Source organism: Actinocrinis puniceicyclus (assembly GCF_018283645.1).
Taxonomy (GTDB): Bacteria; Actinomycetota; Actinomycetes; order Streptomycetales; family Catenulisporaceae; genus Actinocrinis; species Actinocrinis puniceicyclus.
Genome location: NZ_JAGSXH010000014.1, coordinates 67386 through 87902, shown reverse-complemented (window position 1 = coordinate 87902; position 20517 = coordinate 67386). Strand labels below are relative to the sequence as shown.

Annotated in this window: 20 protein-coding genes; 15 read left to right on the top strand and 5 right to left on the bottom strand. The window is 72.5% G+C overall.

The genetic code is table 11. From position 1 onward, the window contains the following. Positions 1 to 36: 36 nt before the first annotated feature. From priA to KGA66_RS06670, 4 genes are all read left to right on the top strand, one after another. Positions 37 to 774, top strand: a complete 738-nt coding sequence (gene priA, locus KGA66_RS06685; RefSeq protein WP_211465709.1) for a bifunctional 1-(5-phosphoribosyl)-5-((5-phosphoribosylamino)methylideneamino)imidazole-4-carboxamide isomerase/phosphoribosylanthranilate isomerase PriA — start codon at positions 37 to 39, stop codon at positions 772 to 774. Then, positions 771 to 1169 (top strand): RidA family protein, encoded by a 399-nt coding sequence (locus KGA66_RS06680; RefSeq protein ID WP_211465671.1) that lies wholly within the window; start codon positions 771 to 773, stop codon positions 1167 to 1169. The genes priA and KGA66_RS06680 overlap by 4 nt, the downstream gene beginning before the upstream one ends. Beyond that, positions 1166 to 1951, top strand: a complete 786-nt coding sequence (gene hisF, locus KGA66_RS06675; RefSeq protein WP_211465669.1) for an imidazole glycerol phosphate synthase subunit HisF — start codon at positions 1166 to 1168, stop codon at positions 1949 to 1951. Before KGA66_RS06680 ends, hisF begins: the two co-directional genes overlap by 4 nt. Positions 1952 to 2078: 127 nt before the next feature. Further along, the gene (locus KGA66_RS06670; protein ID WP_211465667.1) at positions 2079 to 2660 is read left to right on the top strand and encodes a hypothetical protein; all 582 of its coding nucleotides are present in this window, start codon (positions 2079 to 2081) and stop codon (positions 2658 to 2660) included. 103 nt (positions 2661 to 2763) lie between these two features. On the opposite strand, the gene KGA66_RS06665 is transcribed toward KGA66_RS06670, so the two are convergent. Then, positions 2764 to 3990 (bottom strand): hypothetical protein, encoded by a 1227-nt coding sequence (locus KGA66_RS06665; RefSeq protein WP_211465665.1) that lies wholly within the window; start codon positions 3988 to 3990, stop codon positions 2764 to 2766. Continuing rightward, complete coding sequence (locus KGA66_RS06660; protein ID WP_211465663.1) at positions 3987 to 4922, bottom strand: 5-dehydro-4-deoxyglucarate dehydratase; 936 nt, start codon at positions 4920 to 4922, stop codon at positions 3987 to 3989. The genes KGA66_RS06665 and KGA66_RS06660 overlap by 4 nt, the downstream gene beginning before the upstream one ends. 217 nt (positions 4923 to 5139) lie before the next feature. Here KGA66_RS06660 and KGA66_RS06655 point away from each other — a divergent pair, with 217 nt between their 5' ends. The 4 genes from KGA66_RS06655 (at position 5140) to KGA66_RS06640 (ending at position 8625) form a co-directional block, all read left to right on the top strand. Further along, complete coding sequence (locus tag KGA66_RS06655) at positions 5140 to 5907, top strand: IclR family transcriptional regulator (protein ID WP_281416454.1); 768 nt, start codon at positions 5140 to 5142, stop codon at positions 5905 to 5907. A 76-nt stretch (positions 5908 to 5983) separates the two neighbouring features. After that, complete coding sequence (locus KGA66_RS06650) at positions 5984 to 6787, top strand: NAD-dependent epimerase/dehydratase family protein (protein WP_211465659.1); 804 nt, start codon at positions 5984 to 5986, stop codon at positions 6785 to 6787. Between the two features lie 50 nt (positions 6788 to 6837). Then, positions 6838 to 8307 (top strand): aldehyde dehydrogenase (NADP(+)), encoded by a 1470-nt coding sequence (locus KGA66_RS06645; protein ID WP_211465657.1) that lies wholly within the window; start codon positions 6838 to 6840, stop codon positions 8305 to 8307. 84 nt (positions 8308 to 8391) lie between these two features. Continuing rightward, on the top strand, positions 8392 to 8625 hold the full coding sequence (locus KGA66_RS06640) for a hypothetical protein (RefSeq protein WP_211465656.1): 234 nt from the start codon (positions 8392 to 8394) through the stop codon (positions 8623 to 8625). A 53-nt stretch (positions 8626 to 8678) separates the two neighbouring features. On the opposite strand, the gene KGA66_RS06635 is transcribed toward KGA66_RS06640, so the two are convergent. Further along, positions 8679 to 9365: a TIGR03085 family metal-binding protein gene (locus KGA66_RS06635; RefSeq protein ID WP_246507114.1), complete on the bottom strand. Its 687-nt coding sequence runs from the start codon at positions 9363 to 9365 to the stop codon at positions 8679 to 8681. Between the two features lie 299 nt (positions 9366 to 9664). Between KGA66_RS06635 and KGA66_RS06630 the strand changes: the two genes are divergently transcribed. Both KGA66_RS06630 and KGA66_RS06625 read left to right on the top strand, forming a co-directional pair. After that, complete coding sequence (locus tag KGA66_RS06630; protein WP_438822018.1) at positions 9665 to 11692, top strand: ABC transporter ATP-binding protein; 2028 nt, start codon at positions 9665 to 9667, stop codon at positions 11690 to 11692. Positions 11693 to 11694: 2 nt separating this feature from the next. Then, the gene (locus tag KGA66_RS06625; protein WP_438822017.1) at positions 11695 to 13518 is read left to right on the top strand and encodes an ABC transporter ATP-binding protein; all 1824 of its coding nucleotides are present in this window, start codon (positions 11695 to 11697) and stop codon (positions 13516 to 13518) included. Between the two features lie 64 nt (positions 13519 to 13582). On the opposite strand, the gene KGA66_RS06620 is transcribed toward KGA66_RS06625, so the two are convergent. Then, positions 13583 to 14776, bottom strand: a complete 1194-nt coding sequence (locus KGA66_RS06620) for a hypothetical protein (protein WP_211465654.1) — start codon at positions 14774 to 14776, stop codon at positions 13583 to 13585. After that, positions 14773 to 16149 (bottom strand): hypothetical protein, encoded by a 1377-nt coding sequence (locus tag KGA66_RS06615; RefSeq protein WP_211465652.1) that lies wholly within the window; start codon positions 16147 to 16149, stop codon positions 14773 to 14775. The genes KGA66_RS06620 and KGA66_RS06615 overlap by 4 nt, the downstream gene beginning before the upstream one ends. 74 nt (positions 16150 to 16223) lie before the next feature. Between KGA66_RS06615 and hisI the strand changes: the two genes are divergently transcribed. From hisI to trpC, 5 genes are all read left to right on the top strand, one after another. Next, positions 16224 to 16598 (top strand): phosphoribosyl-AMP cyclohydrolase, encoded by a 375-nt coding sequence (gene hisI, locus KGA66_RS06610; RefSeq protein WP_211465650.1) that lies wholly within the window; start codon positions 16224 to 16226, stop codon positions 16596 to 16598. Between the two features lie 106 nt (positions 16599 to 16704). Beyond that, complete coding sequence (locus KGA66_RS06605; protein WP_211465648.1) at positions 16705 to 18258, top strand: anthranilate synthase component I; 1554 nt, start codon at positions 16705 to 16707, stop codon at positions 18256 to 18258. A gap of 59 nt (positions 18259 to 18317) precedes the next feature. Next, on the top strand, positions 18318 to 19016 hold the full coding sequence (locus KGA66_RS06600) for a Trp biosynthesis-associated membrane protein (RefSeq protein ID WP_211465646.1): 699 nt from the start codon (positions 18318 to 18320) through the stop codon (positions 19014 to 19016). A gap of 95 nt (positions 19017 to 19111) precedes the next feature. Then, the gene (locus KGA66_RS06595) at positions 19112 to 19474 is read left to right on the top strand and encodes an HGxxPAAW family protein (RefSeq protein ID WP_211465644.1); all 363 of its coding nucleotides are present in this window, start codon (positions 19112 to 19114) and stop codon (positions 19472 to 19474) included. A gap of 207 nt (positions 19475 to 19681) precedes the next feature. Further along, positions 19682 to 20506 (top strand): indole-3-glycerol phosphate synthase TrpC, encoded by an 825-nt coding sequence (gene trpC / locus KGA66_RS06590; RefSeq protein WP_211465643.1) that lies wholly within the window; start codon positions 19682 to 19684, stop codon positions 20504 to 20506. Positions 20507 to 20517 lie beyond the last annotated feature (11 nt).

Sequence of the window (20517 nt, the reverse complement as noted above, 5' to 3'; positions counted from 1 at the left end):
CTCCCGCCCGCCCCCCGTGTGAGGAAAGAACCGTACATGCCGAAGCTCGAACTCCTGCCGGCCGTCGACGTCGAGGGCGGCCAGGCGGTCCGGCTGGTCCAGGGCGAAGCCGGGACCGCCACCGGATACGGTGACCCGCTGTCCGCCGCGCTGGCCTGGCAGGACGCCGGGGCCGAGTGGGTGCACCTGGTGGACCTCGACGCCGCTTTCGGCCGCGGGCGCAACCGCGAACTGCTCGCGGACGTGATCGCCCGCCTCGACCTGAAGGTCGAGCTGTCCGGCGGGATCCGCGACGACGAATCGCTGCGCGCCGCGCTGGCCACCGGCTGTGCCCGGGTGAATCTGGGCACCGCGGCGATGGAGCAGCCGGAATGGGTGGCGCGGGTCATCGCGCAGCACGGCGACCGCGTCGCGGTCGGCCTGGACGCTCGGCTGGAGGACGGCCGGTGGCAGCTGCGCGGCCGCGGCTGGACCAGCGACGGCGGCGAGCTGTTCGAGGCGCTGGAGCGGCTCGACGCGGAGGGTTGCGCCCGCTACGTGATCACGGACGTGAAGAAGGACGGCATGCTCCAGGGCCCGAACATCGAGCTCTACCGCGGCGTGTGCGCGGCCACCGACCGGCCCGTCGTCGCCTCCGGCGGCGTCTCCAGCCTGGAGGATCTCAAGGCTCTGCAGAGCCTGGTCCCGCTCGGCGTGGAGGGCGCTATCGTGGGCAAGGCGCTGTACGCGGGCGCGTTCACCCTCGAACAGGCCCTGGAGGCGGTTTCCCGATGAGCGGTATCCCCGGCAGGTACGGCTCCGGAGGCCCCTTCGAGGAGAAGTTCGGCTACTCCCGCCTCGTGGTCGCCGGACCGAACGCCTACGTCGCCGGCAGCACGGCCGTGGTGGCGGGCATCGTGAACTACGAGGGCGACCCGTACAAGCAGGCCCTCATGGCGTTCAACGTCGCGCTCGAAGCGCTGTCGGAGGCCGGCTTCTCCCGCGCGGACGTCGTGCGCACCCGCATGTACGTCGTGCACCCGCGCGACATGGAAGCGGTCGGGCGGGCGCACAAGGAGCTGTTCGACGCGGTGCGTCCCGCGGCGACCATGGTCGTGGTCTCCAAGCTGATCGACGCTCAGATGCTCGTCGAGGTCGAACTCGACGCATACCGGCAAGGCGGCCGATGAGCCTGGCCGTGCGCGTCATCCCGTGCCTGGACGTGGACGCCGGGCGCGTGGTCAAGGGCGTCAACTTCGAGAACCTGCGGGACGCCGGCGACCCGGTCGAGCTGGCCGCCGCCTACGACGCGGCCGGGGCGGACGAGCTGACCTTTCTCGACATCACCGCCTCCTCGGGCGACCGGGAGACCACTTACGAGATCGTGCGGCGCACCGCCGAGCAGGTCTTCATCCCGCTGACCGTCGGCGGGGGAGTGCGCACCGTCGAGGACGTGGACCTGCTGCTGCGCGCCGGAGCGGACAAGGTCGGGGTGAACACGGCGGCGATCGCGCGGCCCGAGCTGATCAGCGAGATCGCGCACCGCTTCGGCAGCCAGGTGCTGGTCCTCTCGGTCGACGCGCGCCGCTGCCGCAGCTCTGATCCGGCACGGCCGGTGCGTACCGAGTCAGGCTTCGAGGTCACCACGCACGGCGGCCGGCGCTCCACGGGCATCGACGCGATCGGCTGGGCGCGCCGCGCGGCGCAGCTCGGCGCGGGCGAGGTGCTGTTGAACTCGATGGACGCGGACGGCACCAAGGACGGCTACGACCTGGAGCTGATCCGCGCGGTACGGGCCGAAGTGCCCATCCCGGTCATTGCCTCCGGCGGCGCCGGCAAGCTCGCCGACTTCGCCCCCGCGGTGTCCGCGGGCGCGGACGCGGTGCTCGCGGCCTCTGTCTTCCACTTCGGTGACCTGTCCATCGGCGAGGTCAAGCACAGCCTGCGCGAGGCGGGATACCCCGTGCGCTGAGCTGGGCGTCTGCTGACAGGGGACCTAGGGCCCGGGCCATGACGTCTGATAGTCCATTACCCGCCAACCCTCTCCGGGTGGATGTTGGTGTCACGACTTCGAGACATCGATACGAAAGGGTGGCGTCATGCGCCGCAAGACGTTCGACATTCTGGCCAGCTTGGGCGGCATCGTGGTTGTGGTGGCGCTGGTTATAGCCGGCGCGTTGGCCACTTGGGGCTACAGCTTCGCCAGCGACAACGTCCACAGCCAGCTCGCCCAGCAGCAGATCACCTTCCCGGCCAAGGGCAGCCCCGCGCTGGCCAGCAAGGAGATCGGCCCGTACCTCGACCAGTACGCCGGGCAGCAGCTGACCACCGGTCCGCAGGCCAAGGCCTACGCCGACCACTTCATCGCGGTGCACCTGTCCGAGATGCCGTACAACGGCGTGTTCGCCAAGGCCAGCGCGGCCGCCCAGGCCGACCCGACCAACACCAAGCTCAAGGCCGAAGTGCAGACCATCTTCCAGGGCACCACGCTGCGCGGCCTGCTGCTGGAGGCCTACGCCTTCTCCGTGTTCGCCAGCATCGCCCTGTGGGCCTCCGTCGCGTCCTTCAGCCTGGCCTTCCTGATGCTGCTGCTGGTCGGATTCGGGTTCTGGCACGCACGCCGCGTCCCGGCCGACGCCGAGATCCTCACCCACTCCGCTCCGCAGCCCGCCACCGTCTGAACCATCCGCGACTGCGCCAACCTACGCGCGGCCCCCGTCCTCTGCGACGGGGGCCGCGCGCGGTCGTCTGCCTCCGGATGAACCCGAGGCAGACGACCGCCTGTCATCGTGCCCTCCAAGCGGCCGTCGCGGCGCGTATGGCGCGCAGGTCGGCGCCTGACGCCAGGCCGGCGTGGTAGAACCGCAACTCGTCTGCGCCCGCTTCGCGCAGCCTGACCGCGTCCGCGCTCAGATCGCTTATCCGGCCGCCCAGGTTCGCTATGGCCAGCAGCGACGCGACGACGGGCAGGCCGGCAGGGGCCTGCCGCGCGAGTGCGGCCACGGTCGCCGCGCCCTCGTCCATCGGGCCCCAGCACTGGAGCACCGCCCCCGCGCCCTGAGCGAACAGAGCCGCCGGGTCAGCGCCCGGATTCGCGCCGAGGCGCCGCGGGTCCGGGTGCGTGTGCAGCAGCACCGCGATATCGGGCCTCGCCTCGCGGACCGCCGCGACGACCTCGGCGCGGAATCGGTCGGCCACCGCCGCGCGGGCCGCGTGCACCGGCTGCGCGTCTGGTTCGAGCCCGGCGCTCGCCGCGTCCTCGCCGAACGCGCCCAGGTCGCCCGCGAAGACCGGTTCCAGCGCATCACGCACCTGGTCGCGCAGCCGGTCCACCGCGATGCCCGCCTTCTCGTACTCGATCCGGCACGCGGCGCAGAAGCACAGCGACAGCAGCTCTCTGGCCGGCTGGGGCAACGCGGCGGAACCGGTCTTGTCGTGCGCGTGCAGATGCTCGAACCCGTACCAGCCGCAGGATTCCAGTTCCACGCCGTCGATCTCGGGCAGCGCGGCCACCTCGGCCGCGAGGGTGGCGCAGTACTCGCGCACCCGGGGGTTGGCCGCGCACAGCGCCCACGGATAGCGGTCGCCGAAGGCGTTGACCACCGCCAGGTCGGGGTGCACGGTTCCCAGGCGCTGGTTGTGCGTGAGCACCGCCCAGGCGTAGACGCCCAGACCCGCGCTCCGCAGGGCCTGCGCGCCTTCGTGGAAAGCGCCGGGCGCCCACGTCGCCACGGCCGGTTGTACCTCGCGCCCGCTCCAGCGCGACCGATCGGGCCGGTAGTACACCGCCGAATGGTCCGCGGTCACCACCCTGCGGGAGGGATGCGCTGGATTCAGAGCCCTGACGGTGTGGTACGCCGCGGCGAGCAGCACGCGGTCCGCGCCCAGGCCGGTCACCCGGTCCGCACACGCCGGGTCGCCGGCGGCGTCCCACGGATAGAGATAGACGCCGACCGCGCCGCGGTCCGGGCCGGCGCCGCCGCCCGCGGGGCGAGGGCCGTCGCCGCTCACGCCAGCGCCTCCCGGGCGGCCTGCACGAGCGCGGTGGCCGCCTCGACGTGCGCCGGATCCGGCTCGGTCAGCGGAGCGCGTACCCCGCCGACCGGGTGTCCGGCCGCAACCGTCAGTGCCTTGACAAGTGAGACCGCGTAACCCGGGTGGGCGCGGCGCAGTTCCACGTACGGCCGGAAGAACACGTCGACCAGCCGGTCCAGCAGCGCCGAGTCGCCCCGCTCCAGCGCACCGTGGAACGCCAGCGCGATGTCCGGAGCGAAGCAGAACACGGCCGACGAGTACAACGGGACGCCGATCGCCCGGTAGGCCCGCTGCGTCGCCTCCGCGGTCGGCATTCCGTTGAAGTACTGGAAGTCCTCGATGCCCGCGGTGCGCACCGCGCTGACGATCCGCTGCATCAGATCCAGATCGCCGCGGCCGTCCTTGAGCCCGACGATGTTCGGCACCGCGGCCAGTTCGGCCACGGTCTGCGGTGTGAACGCCAATTGGTCGCGCTGGTAAAGGATCAGGCTCAGCGGCGTGGCTTCGGCCAGCGCCCGGTAATGCGCGGCCAGTCCGGCCTGCCCGCCGTCGGCGCCCGAGGGCGGGAACACCAGCAGCCCCTGCGCGCCCGCGCGCTGCGCCGCCCGCGCGTACTCGACCGCGAGCGCGGTGCCGTATCCGGTGCCGCCCAGTACCGGTACCCGGCGCCCGGCGGATCCGGCCGCCTCCACCGCGACCCGGACGCACTCCTCGTACTCGGCCGGAGCCAGCGCCGGAAACTCCCCGGTGCCGCACGCGGCGAACACGGCCGCCGGGCCGTCGGCGAGCCTGGCCTCGACATGCGCGCGGTAGCCCGCGGCGTCGAAGGAGCCCTCCGGGGTGAAGGCGGTGACCGGGAAGAACAACAGACCCTCAAGGCGGCCCAGCTCTGTATTGGTTGTTCGCATGCATGAATGGTAGTCGTGCTTGTGAACGGCTGCCCAGCGTGTGAGGATGGGCCGTGGCTGAATCCGACGAGGCCGGTGCGCGCGGGCCGGGGAAACCCAGATCCGCCATGCGGGTCGGGCAGAGCGTGGAGAGAGCGAAGTGAAGCAGAGCTCAACACCGGCTCCCACCGGCGGCGGTGGCGCCGCGGCCAACAGCCCGGTCGCCGGCGGCCCCGGCCTGAACGGCGCCGCGGCCCCCGGCGCGGTCAAGTCGGCGGACCGCACCGTCGAACTGCTGGAGCTGCTGGCCAAGCACACCGAACCGCTGACACTCAGCGAGATCCACCGCGAGTTGTCCTATCCCAAGTCCAGTCTCTTCGTGCTGCTGCGGACCCTGGTCGCGCGCGGCTGGGTGGAGACCGACCGGCGCGGCACCGGCTACTCCATCGGTGTGCGCGCGCTGCTCGTCGGGACCTCGTACCTCGACCGCGACCCGGTGATCCGGGCCGCCACCCGGGAACTGGAGCAACTGCGCGCCGAGGTGAACGAGACGGTGCACCTCGCCCGGCTCGACGGCCCGGACGTGGTCTACCTCGCCAGCCGCGAATCCGCCCACCACCTGCGGCTGACCTCGCGGGTCGGCCGCCGGGTGCCCGCGTACGCGACCGCGCTGGGCAAGGCGCTGCTGGCCGGGCGCACGGACGCCGAGGTCGACGCCCTGCTGCCGGCCCGCCTCGAACCGCTCACCCCGCAGACCGTGGCCGACCGCGATGCACTGTTCGCCGAGCTCGCGCGGGTGCGCGAGTGCGGTTACGCGAGCGAGCGCGGGCAGAACACGCCCGGCCTGGGCTGCTTCGCGGTCACGCTCGACAACCGGCTGCCGCCCGTGGACGCGATCAGCTGTTCCGTGCCGTTCGCGCGTCTCGACGACGCCGGCCACGCGGACGAGGTGCTGGAGGCCGTGCGGCGGCACGCCGCCGGGCTCAACCGCCTGTTAAGAACGTGACGCGAGCGGGTAGCGGGAGCCGGTGACGGCCGGCGTCACGCGAGACGGCGGCACGACAGGGAAGGCGGGTGGATCGTTGTCCACGATTCTGATCACCGGCGCGGCAGGCCGCATCGGAACCCTGATGCGTCCGCGGCTGGCTCGCCCCGGCCGCACGCTGCGGCTGCTCGACATCGAGCCGCTGCAGCCCGGGCCCGGCGAGGAGGCGATCCGCGCGTCGGTGACCGACCTGGCCGCCCTCACCGAGGCGAGCCGCGGCGCCGACGTGGTCATCCACCTCGGCGGCAAGTCTGGCGAAGCGCCGTGGGAACGCATTCTGGATACCAACATCGACGGCACCTACAAGGTGTTCGAGGCGGCCCGCCGCGCCGGCGTACCGCGGGTTGTCTTCGCCTCCTCCAACCACGCGGTCGGTTTCCACACCCCGGACGAGTACCCGCTCGCCGAGGATGCGCCGCCGCTGCCGGATACGTACTACGGCGTGTCCAAGGTCGCCGGCGAGGCCCTCGGTGCCCTCTATCACCACCGCTACGGCCTCGACGTGATCTGTATCCGCATCCTCAGCTGCTTCCCCGAGCCGCCGGACCAGCGCGCGCTGTCGACCTGGTTCTCGCCCGACGACTGCGCCCGGATGTTCGAAGCCTGCCTCGCCGCGGACAAACCCGGCTACCGCGTCGTCTACGGGGTGTCCGCGAACACCCGCGGCGGCTGGGTCTCGCTGAAGGGCGCGGCCGAACTCGGCTACCGCGCCGAGGACGACGCCGAGACCTTCGCCGCCGAGATGTTCGCCGAGCGCGGCGAGCTGCCGGCCGACGGCCCGCTGTTCAAGCACCTCGGCGGCCAGTTCACCTTCCCCGACCTCGACGCCGACAGTCTCTGACCCCCACCTGCCGCGATGCCGCGGCGACACACTACGAGGACGAAGACGCGATGAGCGACCAGACCGTCATCCAGGGACACGACCCGCGCACCGCTGGCCCGGTCGGCGAACCCGTCCCCGCCACCGGGGCGCAGCGGGTCGACGCGCTGGTGCGCGCCGCCGCCGCGGCCTTCGAGCCGTGGCGCGATGGCGGCCGCGCCGCGAGGGCGGCCGCGCTGGGGGCGGTCGCGGACCGGCTCGACCAGAACGCGGCGGAGCTGGTCGCGCTCGCCGACGCGGAGACCGCTCTCGGCGAAACCCGGCTGGCCGGGGAGGTGGCCCGCACCACCGGGCAGCTGCGGCTCTTCGCCGACGTGCTGGCCGACGGCCGGTACCAGGGCATTGTCATCGAACCCGCCGAGGGTGCGCGGCCGGACCTGCGCCGGATCAAGCGCCCGCTCGGCCCGGTCGCCGTCTTCGCGGCCTCCAACTTCCCCTTCGCCTTCTCGGTGGCCGGCGGCGACACCGCCTCCGCGCTCGCGGCCGGCTGCCCGGTGATCGTCAAGGCGCACGAGGCGCACCCGCGCACCTCGCTGCGCACCGGCGAACTGGTCAAGGCGGCGCTGGCCGAGGCGGGCGCGCCCGAAGGCGTGTTCGACCTCGTGTTCGGTGTCGAGGAGGGCGCCGTGCTCGTGCGCCATCCGCTGCTGACCGCGGTCGGTTTCACCGGTTCCACCCGCGGCGGCCTGGCTCTGGCGAAGCTGTGCGCGCAGCGGGAGAAGCCGATCCCGTTCTACGGCGAACTGGGCTCGGTCAACCCGGTGATCGTCTTCCCGGGCGCGGCCCGGGCCCGGGCCGCTCAGATCGCGGACGGCTACGCGGCCTCCCTGACGCTGGGCGTCGGCCAGTTCTGCACCAATCCCGGCGTCATGTTCGTACCCGATGAGCCGGGTCTGCTCGACGCGATCGGCGCGGCGGTGTCCGGGGCGGCCGGCGGCCCGATGCTCTCCGAGCGCATCCACGCCGGCTATGTCTCAGCGGTCGAAGAACTCGGCGCGCGCGACGATGTCAGCCTGCTGGCCGCCGGCAAGCCGGGGCAGGGCCCGTGGGCCGCGGCGCCGAAGGTGTTCCGCACGACACTCGACGCCGTGCGGCGCAGCCCCGAGCTGTTGACGCAAGAGCACTTCGGTCCGGTCGGCATCGTGATCGTCGGCGGCGACCCGGAGCGCGCCGTGCGCCTGATCGAGAGCGAAGGCGGCGGCAACCTCACCGCGACCGTGCACGCCGATCCCGACGGCGGCGACGACCCGCGGGAGGTGAGCCGGGTCGGTCAGCTGCTCGCGCAGTGGGCAGGCCGGGTGGTCTTCAACGGATGGCCCACCGGGGTCGCGGTCACGTACGCGCAACAGCACGGCGGCCCGTTTCCGGCGACCACCGCGCCCGCGTACACGTCGGTCGGAGCCGCGGCCATCGACCGCTGGCTCGTGCCCGTCGTGTACCAGGACTTTCCCGCGCAGCTGCTGCCGGAGGAGCTGCGCTGAGCGCACCCGCCCGGAGCGTGAGAGCCGCTACCCCGGCCATGTATGAGCACAGATTCGTCCTGTGTCATGACCGAGGGTGGGGACATGAGTTTCGGTGATTTTCTGGGAGCGGCGGCTCTGCGCCTGGCCGCGGGGGTGGAAGTCAAGCGCCTTCTGGGATTGACTCCCGCCGTGGCCCGGCGCGACATCAAGTCCCGGGACTGGCAGCCCGAGCAGTTGCGGGCCTTCATCTCCGTGCTGGACGAAATCGCCCGGGACGGCCGCGAGGACAGCGAGCGCGCGGCGGAACTGGCCGAGTACATGGAAGGGCTCCTGTAGCCGCGTGCCGTCCGCCGACGGGTGCGCACCGGGCAACAGGTGGGCAACAGGCGTCAGAAGCCGAGTTTGGCCCCGCGCAGCCGCTCCACCGCGGCCTCGTCGCCGCTCAGCTGCACACGCGCCGCCTCTTTGCGCCCGCTGGTGAACAACACCAGTTCACCGGCGGGCCCGGTGACCGTGACCATCAGCGGCGTGGCGGCCTTCGCCACGATCGTCTGACGCGGGCTGTCGTCATCCTCCGCGCGCACCAGCGTGACGCCCACGGGCGCCGAACGGTAGGATAGCCGGGCCTGGCGGCGCAGCCGGTTCCACAGCTCGTCGCTGTACGTACGCTCCAGTTGCCGCGGCGGATCGCCTACGGCCCGGCGCAGGTCCTCGTGGTGCACGAAGAACTCCACCACGTTCGCCGCCGCGTCGACCGCGCCGACGCGGAAGAAGGACCACAGCGGCGGCCCCTGCCGGACCTTCTCGACCAGCTGCGGGAACGGCGTGTTCTGCTTGACCGCGTCCTGCGCGCGCTGCGTCAACGGTGCCAGGCCCTTGACGAGGATCCCGGCCGCGGCCACGGGGCGCGACTCGCGGATGATCAGGTGCGCCGCGAGGTCCGACGCGCTCCAGCCCGTGCACAGCGTGGGCGCGTCCGGCCCCACCCGCAGCAGGGTGTCGGCGAGCGCCGAGCGCTCCTGCCGTGCGAACCCGTCCACGCTGCCGCTCCCGCCGTCGTCGAGTGTTGCGAGCATCACAGGCGAACCTGCTCGTCGCGCACAATACCCGCATCGTGCACTCGGTGCGACGAGCAACTCGCGGTATCGCACATGTAAGGGGTGGCGTTCGGAAATCTCCTATACCGCGCGAGTGTTGCAGATTAAAGTCTCGTGGGCTGCACGCCCGCACACGCACCAGGAGGGGAGCGGTCTTGCCCAGCCGCCGACGCCGCAGAGCCGAAACAGCACAGACCGGACGATCCCCGGCCACGGCGGCGCGACCGCCGGCCCCGCGAACCGCCGGCGCGCAACCGGATACGCACTCTGATACGGACCTGGCGGCCGGGGGCGCCCCGGGGCGCGCGCCGTTCCGGCAGGGCCTGCGCGTGCTCGGCGTCGCGATCCGCGGCGAGCCGCGTGTCTTCGCCGCCGCCGTAACCGGCAGCGCGCTCTACGGAATCATGACGGTCGGCTCCGCGTGGGCGATCGGCTGGGCGACGAACCACGTCGTGCTGCCCGACCTGCGCCGCGGCTCCGCGCCCGGCCGCGGCCTGGCCGTCGCGGGACTGCTCATCGTCGCTGTCGCGCTCGCGAAGGTCGTCGGCATATTCGGCCGCCGGCTGCTGGCCGGCGTCGTCGTCTTCCGGATGCAGGCCAGGATCCGCCGCGCGATCAGCGCCGCTTACCTGCGCCTGCCGCTGAGCTGGCACCAGCGCCATCCCACCGGCCAGCTGCTGTCCAACGCCAACTCCGACGTGGAGATGGCCTTCCAGCCGATGAACCCGCTGCCCATGACCCTCGGCGTGATCGTCATGCTGTTGATGGCCGTGGTGGACATGTTCCTGACCGACACCGTGCTCGCGCTCGTCGGCGCACTGCTTTTCCCGGCTGTCATCGCGCTCAACACCGTCTACACCCGCTACGCGGGGCCGCGTTTCGCCCGCGCACAGGAACTGCGCGCGCACGTCGCCGAGGTCGCGCACGAGTCCTTCGACGGCGCACTGGTCGTCAAGACCCTCGGCCGGGAGGATTTCGAGACCGAGCGCTTCGCCGCACGCACCCGCGCCCTGCGTGATGCCAACATCCGCGCCGGGCGCGCCCGCTCCCTGTTCGACCCGATGCTCGAAGCGGTGCCCAACCTCGGCGTGCTCGCCGTGCTGCTGCTCGGCGCGACCCGCGTCGCGCAGGGCGCGAGCAGGCCCGGCGACGTGGTCAGCATCGCGTATCTGATCACACTGCTCGCGTTCCCGATCCGCGCGATCGGCTGGGTTCTGGGCGACCTGCCTCGCGGCGTGGTCGGGTACGGCCGCGTGCACGCCGTGCTCAGCGCCGAACACAGCAGCGACTACGGGCACGGCAAGCTCTCCCACGACGCCGGACCGGCAACGCTCGACCTCGACGCGGTGCGGTTCGCATACGACTCGGCCCCCGAGCTTCCGGTTCTGCGCGGCGTGAGCGCCCGCATCGAACCGGGCCGCACCGTCGCGCTGGTCGGCGCCACCGGATCCGGCAAGTCCACGCTGGCCACGCTGCTGGCCCGGCTCGCCGATCCCACCGGCGGCGCGATCCGGCTCGACGGCACCGATCTGCGCGAGCTGGCCAGGGGAGAGGTGCCGCGCGCGGTCGCCCTGGTCGCGCAGCAGACCTTCCTGTTCGGTGAGAGCGTGCGCGCCAACGTCGCGCTCGGCGAACAGCGGACCGAGGCCGAGATCCGCGCCGCGCTGCGCATCGCGCAGGCCGAACGCTTCGTCGACGCGCTGCCCGACGGCCTCGACTCCGTCATCGGCGAGCGCGGCACCACCCTCTCCGGCGGCCAGCGCCAGCGGCTCGCGCTGGCCCGCGCCCTGGTGCGCAACCCGAGACTGCTGGTTCTCGACGACTGCACCTCGGCGGTCGACCCCAGTGTGGAGGCGGCGATCCTCAGCGGCCTCAAGCAGAACGCGCTCGGTGCGACCGTGGTCGTCGTCGCCTACCGCAAGGCGACCGTCGCCCTCGCGGACGAGGTGCTCTACCTGGACGGCGGCGTGATCGCAGACCGCGGCACTCACGAGGAACTGCTGGCGCGCAGCGCCGGTTACCGGGAACTGATCACTGCATACGCCCGCGCGGCCGAGGACGCCGCGGCGGCCGATGACAGAGCGGCCGACAGCGCGGTAGCCGAAGACCCAGCGCTCGGAGACTCAGCGGCCGAAGACCGAGCGGTCGGAGAACCAGCGCTCGAAGACCCAGCGCTCGGAGACTCAGCGGCCGAAGACCGAGCGGTCGGAGACCGACCGGCCACCGAGGACGAGGCTGCGGCCGAGACCGCGGCGGCTTGCGAAGACCTGGCCGCCACCGAAGACCTGGAAGGAGCGGTCGCGTGACCATCACCGCCGACCCGCCGGCAATCCGCACGGCCCCCGAGATCCCGTTGGTGCGTGAGGCGACCGGCAGCCCGCTTCTCATCGTGCGCAAGGGCCTGCGGCTCTCGCCCGAGTTCACCCGCGGCATCGGCGTCACGATGCTGCTCGCGTTCATCGCGACCGTCGGGCGCATCGTCATCCCGGTCGCCGTGCAGCAGGCGGTCGACCACGGCTTCGACGCGCCCGGCGGCGTCGACACCGGCGAAGTGCGCGTCATGGCCGCCCTCGCCGCGCTCGCCGTCGCGGCCACCATGCTCGCCGCGTACACGATGAACCGCAGGTTGTACCAGGCCAGCGAATCCGGACTCGCGACGCTGCGGATCAAGGCGTTCCGGCACGTGCACGAACTGTCCGTGCTGCACCAGCAGGCCGAGCAGCGCGGCGCGCTGGTCTCCCGGGTGACCTCGGACGTGGACACCATCACCAACTTCATCCAGGAAGGCGGCCTGGTGCTCTTCGTCAGCGTCGCCCAGATGTTCCTGGCCACCGCCGTGATGGCGGCCTACTCGTGGCAGCTGACCCTGCTGGTCTGGTCCTGCTTCCTGCCGCTGTTCGCCGCCATGCGGGTGCTTCAGCGGCGCACCGGCGCGCGGTACAACACGGTGCGCCAATCGATCGGCCGCATGCTCGGCGCGTTCAGCGAGTCGCTCGTCGGCGCGCCGGTCGTGCGCGCATACGGCGTCGAGGAGCGCACCGGCCGCCGCATCAACGAGGCCGTGGACGCCACGCGCGCCGCTCAGGTGCGCGCCCAGGCGCTGACCGTCAGCACCTTCAGCGCCGGGGAGATCGCCGCGGGACTGGCCAACGCGGGCGTCGTGGTCGTCGGCGTCGTGCTCGGCGTCGGCGGGCACCTCACCGCGGGACGGCTCATCGGGATGCTGTTCCTCGTCTCGCTTTTCATCACCCCGGTGCAGTGGGGCGTCGAGGTGCTCAACGAGGCGCAGAACGCGATCTCCGGCTGGCGGCGCGTGATCGGGCTTCTCGAATCAGTGCCCGACGTCCCCGACCCGGCCTCGCGCGGGCGTGCCGAGGCGCTGCCGCAAGGGCCGGTACGGGTCGAGTTCCAGCAGGTCGCCTTCGCCTATCCCGGCGGCCCGCCGGTCCTGCGTGACATCAATGTGCTGATCTCGCCGCGGGCGCGGGTCGCGGTGGTCGGCGAGACCGGTTCCGGAAAGACCACCTTCGCCAAACTGCTGACCAGGCTGATGGACCCGACTCGGGGCAGGGTGCTGGCCAACGGCGTGGAGCTGCGCCGCGTCGGCTTCGACGAGCTGCGCCGGCGCGTGGTGATGGTGCCGCAGGACGGATTCCTGTTCGACGGAACGATCGCCGACAACGTGCGCTACGGCGCCGAGGACGCCACCGACGCCGCGGTCTCGGCGGCCTTCGGCCGGCTCGGCCTCGGCGACTGGCTCAGCGGCCTGCCCGACGGCGTGCGCACCCGGGTGGGCCAGCGCGGCGAGTCGCTTTCGGCGGGGGAGCGGCAGTTGGTCGCGCTGGCCCGCGCGTACATCGCGGACCCCGATCTGCTGCTGCTCGACGAGGCGACCTCGGCCGTGGACCCGGCCACCGAACTGCGCATCCAGCGCGCCCTGGACGAACTGACCCGGGGCCGCACGACCGTCGTGATCGCGCACCGCCTCTCCACCGCGCAGGCCGCGGACGAGGTGCTGGTCTTCGACGCCGGGGAACTCGTCGAGCGAGGACCGCACGGGACGCTGGTCAACCAGGGCGGCGTCTACGCGCGCTTGCACGCGTCGTGGGCCCGTCAGGCGCAGGCAGCGTGACCGCACCGGTACTCGCACCCGCACCCGCACCAGCAACCCCACCCGCACCGATCGGGCGACTCGATCAGGCGACGCTGTATCCGGCGAACGTGTAGTACGTGGTCCACAGCAGCAGCGCACCGCTGACCACGAGCGTCGCAGCCCACTGCCATCGCCGCCGCGCCACCAGCGCGGCGGCGATCACGCACGGGAACAGCGCGCCGAGATAGCGCGGCAGCGAGGTGAAGTCCTTGGACCCGATGGCGAGCACGAAGGACGGAACGACCCAAGCGGCGTAGGAAACGGGCAGCCGCTGCGAAACGGCCGGCAGCAGCGCGGCGAAGCCGACGATCAGCGCACAGGCCGAGATCGCCACGCCGTGGCCGTGGCCGCGGTAGTCCCGCACCCACACGTCACGCAGAATGCTGATCGGATCGCCCATGACCGCGCCGCGCCCGCGCTGCGAGGTCTGCTGCGTATACGGCAGCAGCCAACTGCCGTACCGCAAGCCCGAATAGGCGAGGAAGGCGGCGAGCCCGGCCACTGGTGCCGCCGTCGTGGCCGCGGCGCGCGCGACGCCCGCCGGACGCCAGCCCCCGCGACGCGCCTGCCGCAGACCCTCGACCGCGCCGGGCAACGCCAGCAACACGCCGACCGGCCGCGCCATGCCGCTGAAGAACCCGAGTGCGACCGCTGCCCAAATGCGCCCGCGTGCCTGACCCGCGCCGCGTACGGCCAGGAAGAAACCCACCGCCAGAACCCCGGACAGTGGTTCGGTGTATCCCATGACCAGCGCGTAACCGCCGGGCGCGAGCTGTGTCAGCCAGGCCGCGCGCAGCGCCGCCGCGCGGTCGCCGGTCTCGCGCACCACGGCGCGATGCACCAGCGCTCCGAACAGCAGCGCCGTCGCCCAGCAGAACCCGAACAGCGCGATACTCGTCGGCAGCCTCGTCACGACGGCCAGGCCCGCCGCGACCAGCGAAGTCAGCGGGAAGAAGTGGATCAGGATGCCGGTGCGGTCGTATCCGTCCCTCGCGATGGCCAGATACCACTGTGTGTCCCAGCTGAACAGCCTGCCGAGCGGATGAGCCGGGTCCTGGTGCCACGAGACCGCGCACACCAGCACCCGCGCCGCCAGCCACGCCGGCAGCGTCGCCCGCAGCTCCTCGGGCAACCACCGGGAGCGCCACGGCGCGGGCCCGCGCACGCGCTCCGGCTTCCGGCCGGCGGCGCGGCCGCGTACCGCCGCAGCCGGTGCCGCATCGACGTCGGCGGTCAAGGCACGTAGATCCCGATGAACGACTGGTACGCGAAGTACGCGCACAACGCGGTGCACGAGCCGAGCACCCAGCCCCACTGCCGCCGGCCGCGGGTGAGCATCGCGGCGACCAGAATCAACGGCAGGATGCCCGACACGTAGCGCGCGAACGAGGAGAAGTGCGGCGCGGTGATCGCCGCCAGCAGGCTCAGCGCCGCCCACACGGTGAACGAGAACGGCAGCCTGCGCACGCAGCCCCACAGCAGCCCGAGCGAGGCCACCACGAGGACCACGGTGAACGCGCCCGCGCCGTTGCCCACCTGGTTGAGCGAGTCAAGCGCTGAGGTCAGCGGATTTTGCGCATACGTGCCGCGCAGCCCCTCAAGCTTCTGGATCGAGTACGGCAGCGTCCAGTTGCCGTAGACGGTGTGACTCCACAGCAGGAACAGCCCGGTACCCAACAGCGGCGAGAGCGCGATCAACACCCGCGCGAGCAGCTGCGCCGCCGGGTCGCGCCGCTGACGCAGCACCTCGATGCCGCCCGGCGCCGCCAGCAGCAGACCGGTCGGACGCACCAGGCCCGAACCGAGCCCGCACACGAAACCGACCGCGTGCCATGCCCAGGCCCGCCGGCTCGCCGCCGACTGCCGGATCGCGATCAGGAAGCCCGCGGCCAGCACCCCGGACAGCGCCTCGGTGTACCCCATGGCCAGGACGAAAGCTCCCGGTGCCAGCTGGCTGAGCCACACCGCGCGCCGCGCCGCCACCTCGTCGCCGCCGACTGTGAGCATCAGGCGGTACATCAGCATCCCGAACAGCACCGCGCCCACCCAGCACACCAGCAGGACCGCGGCCGCCGCCGGAATGCCGGTCGCCGAGACACCGCGCGTGACCAGCGGCAGCAGCGGCCAGAACCGGACACCGTCGCTGGCCACGCCCGAATAGCCGGTCTGCGCGATCCCCAGGTACCACGCGGTGTCCCACGTGTAGAGCTGGTTGAACAGCTCATGGATCGGCGGACGCCCGGGCATCTGCGCGGAGAAGTACGGCGTCGCGCGCTGGCCGAGGTCCTGGATCGTGACGATCACGATGTGCGCGAACAACCACGCGGCCAGTGCCGAGCGGAAGGCCGGCCACCACCAGGACCCCGTCACGACGCCCTCGCGCGGCACCTCGGCGGAAGATCGCGCCTCCGGCACCCGTTCACCCTCACCAGCGTCGTCAGAGTCCGTATGTGTGACTATATGCGTGCTCGTGCTCGTGTGGGTGTCCGCGTTCGTATGCGCGTCCGCGTCCGTGTTCGTATGCGTGTTCGTATGCGTGTGCGGATACGTGTGCGTCTGCGGGGGCGGCGCGGCGTCGGCGGACTGCTGGCCCCCTGCGAGTTCCGGCACGGCTCGAACTGCTCTCGTCTCGGGGAGTGGCTGCGATGTCCCGCAAACCGTATCGGCCGCGAGACAATGGCGCCATGATCGACGAACCCCCCGTGTCGGGCGACCGCCCCGCCGACGCGCTCGCCCCCGAGATCGCCGGCCGGCTCAAGCGCAACGTCGACGGACTGGTGCCCGCCATCGCGCAGCAGCATGACACCCGGGAGGTGCTCATGCTGGCCTGGATGGACGACGAGGCGCTGCGCCGCACCCTGGCCACCGGGCGCGCCACCTACTGGTCGCGCTCGCGCAAGGAGTACTGGGTCAAGGGAGAAACCTCAGGACACGTGCAACGCGTCGTGTCCGTCTCGCTGGACTGCGACGGCGACACGATCCTCCTCGCGGTCGACCAGACCGGTCCCGCCTGCCACACCGGCACGCGCACCTGCTTCGACGACGGAAGCCTGCTCTGAGCCGCGGCCCGCGGCGCCGCCGTGAAAGCTTCATGAAGCTTCACCGCGGGCGCGACCGCGGCGAAACGGCAGTTGCAGGGGCCACGCTGATGACAGGATGGAACGCATGACGACAGGAGAGACGGTCCCTGATCTCGACGCCTTCCGGGACCTCGCGGCCGACCGCCGCGTCATCCCGGTGACCCGGCGTTACCTCGCCGACGGCGAGACCCCGGTCGGCCTCTACCGCAGGCTCGCCGGCGAGCGCGCGGGCACTTTCCTGCTCGAATCCGCCGAACAGGGCGTCTGGTCCCGCTACTCCTTCGTCGGCGTGCGCAGCGAACTCGCGCTCACCGAGAGGGACGGCGCCGCGCACTGGATCGGCGAACCGCCCGCCGGCATCCCCGTCGCCGGGAGCCCGCTCGACGTCCTGGCCGCCGCCCTCGAAGCCCTGCGCACCCCGGCGGACCACGACCGGGCCGATCTGCCGCCGCTGACCGGGGGCTTCGTCGGTTACCTCGGCTACGACATCGTGCGCCGGCTCGAGCGCATCGGAAACCAGGCCGAGGAGGACCTCGGACTGCCCGAGCTGACCATGCTGCTGGCCAGCGACCTGGCCGTGCTCGACCACAGCGACGGTTCGGTCACGCTCATCGCCAACGCGATCAACCACAACGGCACGCCGGACGGCGTCGACGGCGCCTACCGGCGGGCCGTCGCCAGGCTCGACGCGATGACCGCCGACCTGTCCAGCCGGTCGGACCCCGGTGGGGCGCACATCCGGCCCGCGACGCTCGCACCCGCCGACAGTCCCGCGGCCACGCCCGTGTTCGCCGGAAACCGCAGCAGCGCCGACTACCGGGCCGCGGTCGAGGCCGCCAAGGAGCAGATCCGCGCGGGCGAAGCCTTCCAGGTCGTGCTCTCCCAACGCTTCGAGGCACCGACCCGCGCCAGCGCCCTGGACGTCTACCGGGTGCTGCGCGCCACTAATCCGAGCCCGTACATGTACCTGATCCGCTTCCCGACGGCCGGCGCGGGCTCGGGTTTCGACGTCGTCGGTTCCTCGCCCGAGGCGCTGGTCAAGGTGGACGACGGCGAGGCGATGCTGCACCCGATCGCCGGCACGCGGCCGCGCGGCGCGACCCAGGAGAAGGACGCCGCGCTCGCCGCCGAACTGCTGGCCGACCCGAAGGAACGCGCCGAGCACCTCATGCTCGTCGATCTGGGCCGCAACGACCTCGGCCGGATCAGCGCGCCGGGGACCGTCGAGGTCGTCGACTTCATGTCGGTCGAGCGGTACAGCCACGTCATGCACATCGTCTCCACCGTGGTCGGCAAGGTCGCCGCCGGCCGCACCGCGCTCGACGTGCTGCTGGCCGCGTTCCCGGCCGGCACGCTGTCCGGCGCGCCGAAGCCGCGCGCGATGCAGATCATCGACGAGCTGGAACCCACCCGCCGCGGCCTGTACGGCGGCTGCGTCGGCTACCTGGACTTCGCCGGGAACGCCGACACCGCCATCGCGATCCGCACCGCACTGCTGCGCGACGGCGTCGCCTACGTACAGGCCGGAGCGGGAATCGTCGCCGACTCCGATCCGGCCTGCGAGGACGTGGAGTGCCGCAACAAGGCCATGGCCGTGCTGCGGGCGATCGCCGCCGCCGACACCCTCAAGCCGCTGTAAGCACCGCCCCCCGGCACCCCGCGGCACGTCCCGTCCGCCCCGTTTGCGAAGATGGCCGCATGACCGCGACAGGCAGCATCACCGGCAGCGCCACTCCGGCCGCTGCCGCGGCGCCGCGCCGTCCCGCCGGCCGGCAGAAGGTCGGCGCCGCGCTGCTGGCAGCAGCCGGGGCCGGGTTGATCCTGGCCTCCGTGGGCCGCGGCTGGGCCGAGGCGACGGTCACCTCCCCGGTGCGCCTGTCCGTACACGCCACCGGCAACAGCATCACCTCGCTGCCCTATGCCCTCGGCCTGGCGGCCCTCGCCGGGGCCGTCGCGCTGTTCGCGGTCCGCCGCGTCGGGCGCTACCTCGTCGGCCTGGTCCTGCTCGGCGCGGGCCTCGGCACGGCCGCCGCCGTCGCCACCAACCTCGGCCACCTGGACAGCACCCGGCTGGCCCGGGCCGCCGAGCAGACCCTCGGTGCCGAGGGAGCGCAACTGGGCGGCGTCACCAACACCGCATGGCCGTACGTGAGCCTGTTCGGCGGGCTCCTCGTGGCGCTCGCCGGCGGGTACACCCTGGCTCGCGGCCACTCTTGGACCGGATTGTCGAACCGCTACGAAGCGCCGGTCGCTGCGGCCGCTGCGGGCGCCACGGGCGCCGCCGGCCCGGCTGCGGCGCCCGGCGGCGCGGCCGCCCGCGATGACGCGGCCCACGCGGAACCGAGCACGCGCGAGCTGTGGGACTCGCTCAACCACGGCACCGACCCCACGCTCTGAGCATCCCCGCGCGTCGGCGACAATGGAGGCGGCGGTCCTGTCGCCGCCGGAATCGACAACCGCACCAGACCCGTTCCCGAGGAGTCGACCACCCCATGACCGAGGCCATCGAGACCACCCAGGAGAAGGGCCCTTCCACGCTCGTCAAGGCGGCCAGCCTCGGCATGGCGGCGCTCGGCTCGTCCGCCGCGGGCAACAGCTTCGCCGGCAACACCGTGGACCACGCCGACCACGGCCACTCCGTCGCCCGCTGGGTCGGCGTCGCCCTGTCCTTCACCGGCTTCCTCGTCGGCGGAGTCATGTTCCCGTTCGCGATGGTGCCCGCGGTGATCGTCGGCGGCGTTCTCCAGTTGCTCGCCGTGATCGCGGTGCCCGTGCTCAACGCCTCCGGTTTCGGCGCCCCGGACGCGTGGAGCCTGCTGAAGGCGCAGGCCGCGGCCGAACGCTCGGCTGGCTGACCGCGGACCCGACCGGTCGGCCGGAGGCCGCGCGAGGGCCCTTGACCCGCACCCCGGCCGTCCCGCGGCGGCCCGTCGGCGACCCGCCGGGGCCGCCGCGGGGCGTTGCCGCGGCGGCTCGTGGCGCCGAGCACCGGCCAGTTGCCGATAGCATGGCTTGGCAGACGGCGCCGTGTGGCGCCCCGGCAGAGGGGACGGTACGTGGCGGTGGCGACACCGAATCGGAACGTGCTCGATGAGATCCTCGCGGGCGTGCGCGCCGACCTGGCCGAGCGCCAGGCCCAGACCCCCCTGGAAGATCTCAAGGCCAAGGCGCAGGCTCAGCCGTCCGCCAAGGACGGGGTACGCGCCCTGCGCGGCGACGGCGTGGCGGTCATCGCCGAGGTGAAGCGCTCCAGCCCGTCCAAGGGCGCCCTCGCGGCCATCGCCGACCCGGCCGCCCTGGCCGGGGACTACGAGCAGGGCGGCGCCAGCGTCATCAGCGTCCTGACCGAGCGGCGCCGCTTCGGCGGCTCGCTGCTGGACCTGCGCGAGGTACGCGCCCGGGTCGACATCCCGGTGCTGCGCAAGGACTTCATCGTCACCAGCTACCAGCTGTGGGAGGCTCGCGCCCACGGCGCCGACCTGGTCCTCCTGATCGTCGCCGCGCTGGAGCAGGACGCGCTGGTCTCGCTGATCGAGCGGGCCGAGTCGATCGGCCTGACGCCCCTGGTCGAGGTGCACGACGAGGAGGAGACCGCCCGCGCCGTGGACGCCGGGGCGCGCGTGATCGGCGTCAACGCCCGCAACCTGCGCACCCTCGAAGTGGACCGGGACACCTTCGCCCGGCTGGCCCCGCTGATCCCCGAGGAGATCGTGCGCGTCGCCGAGTCCGGGGTCCGCGGGCCGCACGACCTGATCGCCTACGCCAACTGCGGCGCCGACGCGGTGCTGGTCGGCGAGTCCCTGGTCACCGGCAAGAACCCGCGAGACGCGGTGGCCGACCTGGTGGCGGCCGGGGCGCACCCGGCGATGCGGCGCGGGCGGCCGTGAGCTGACCGTGT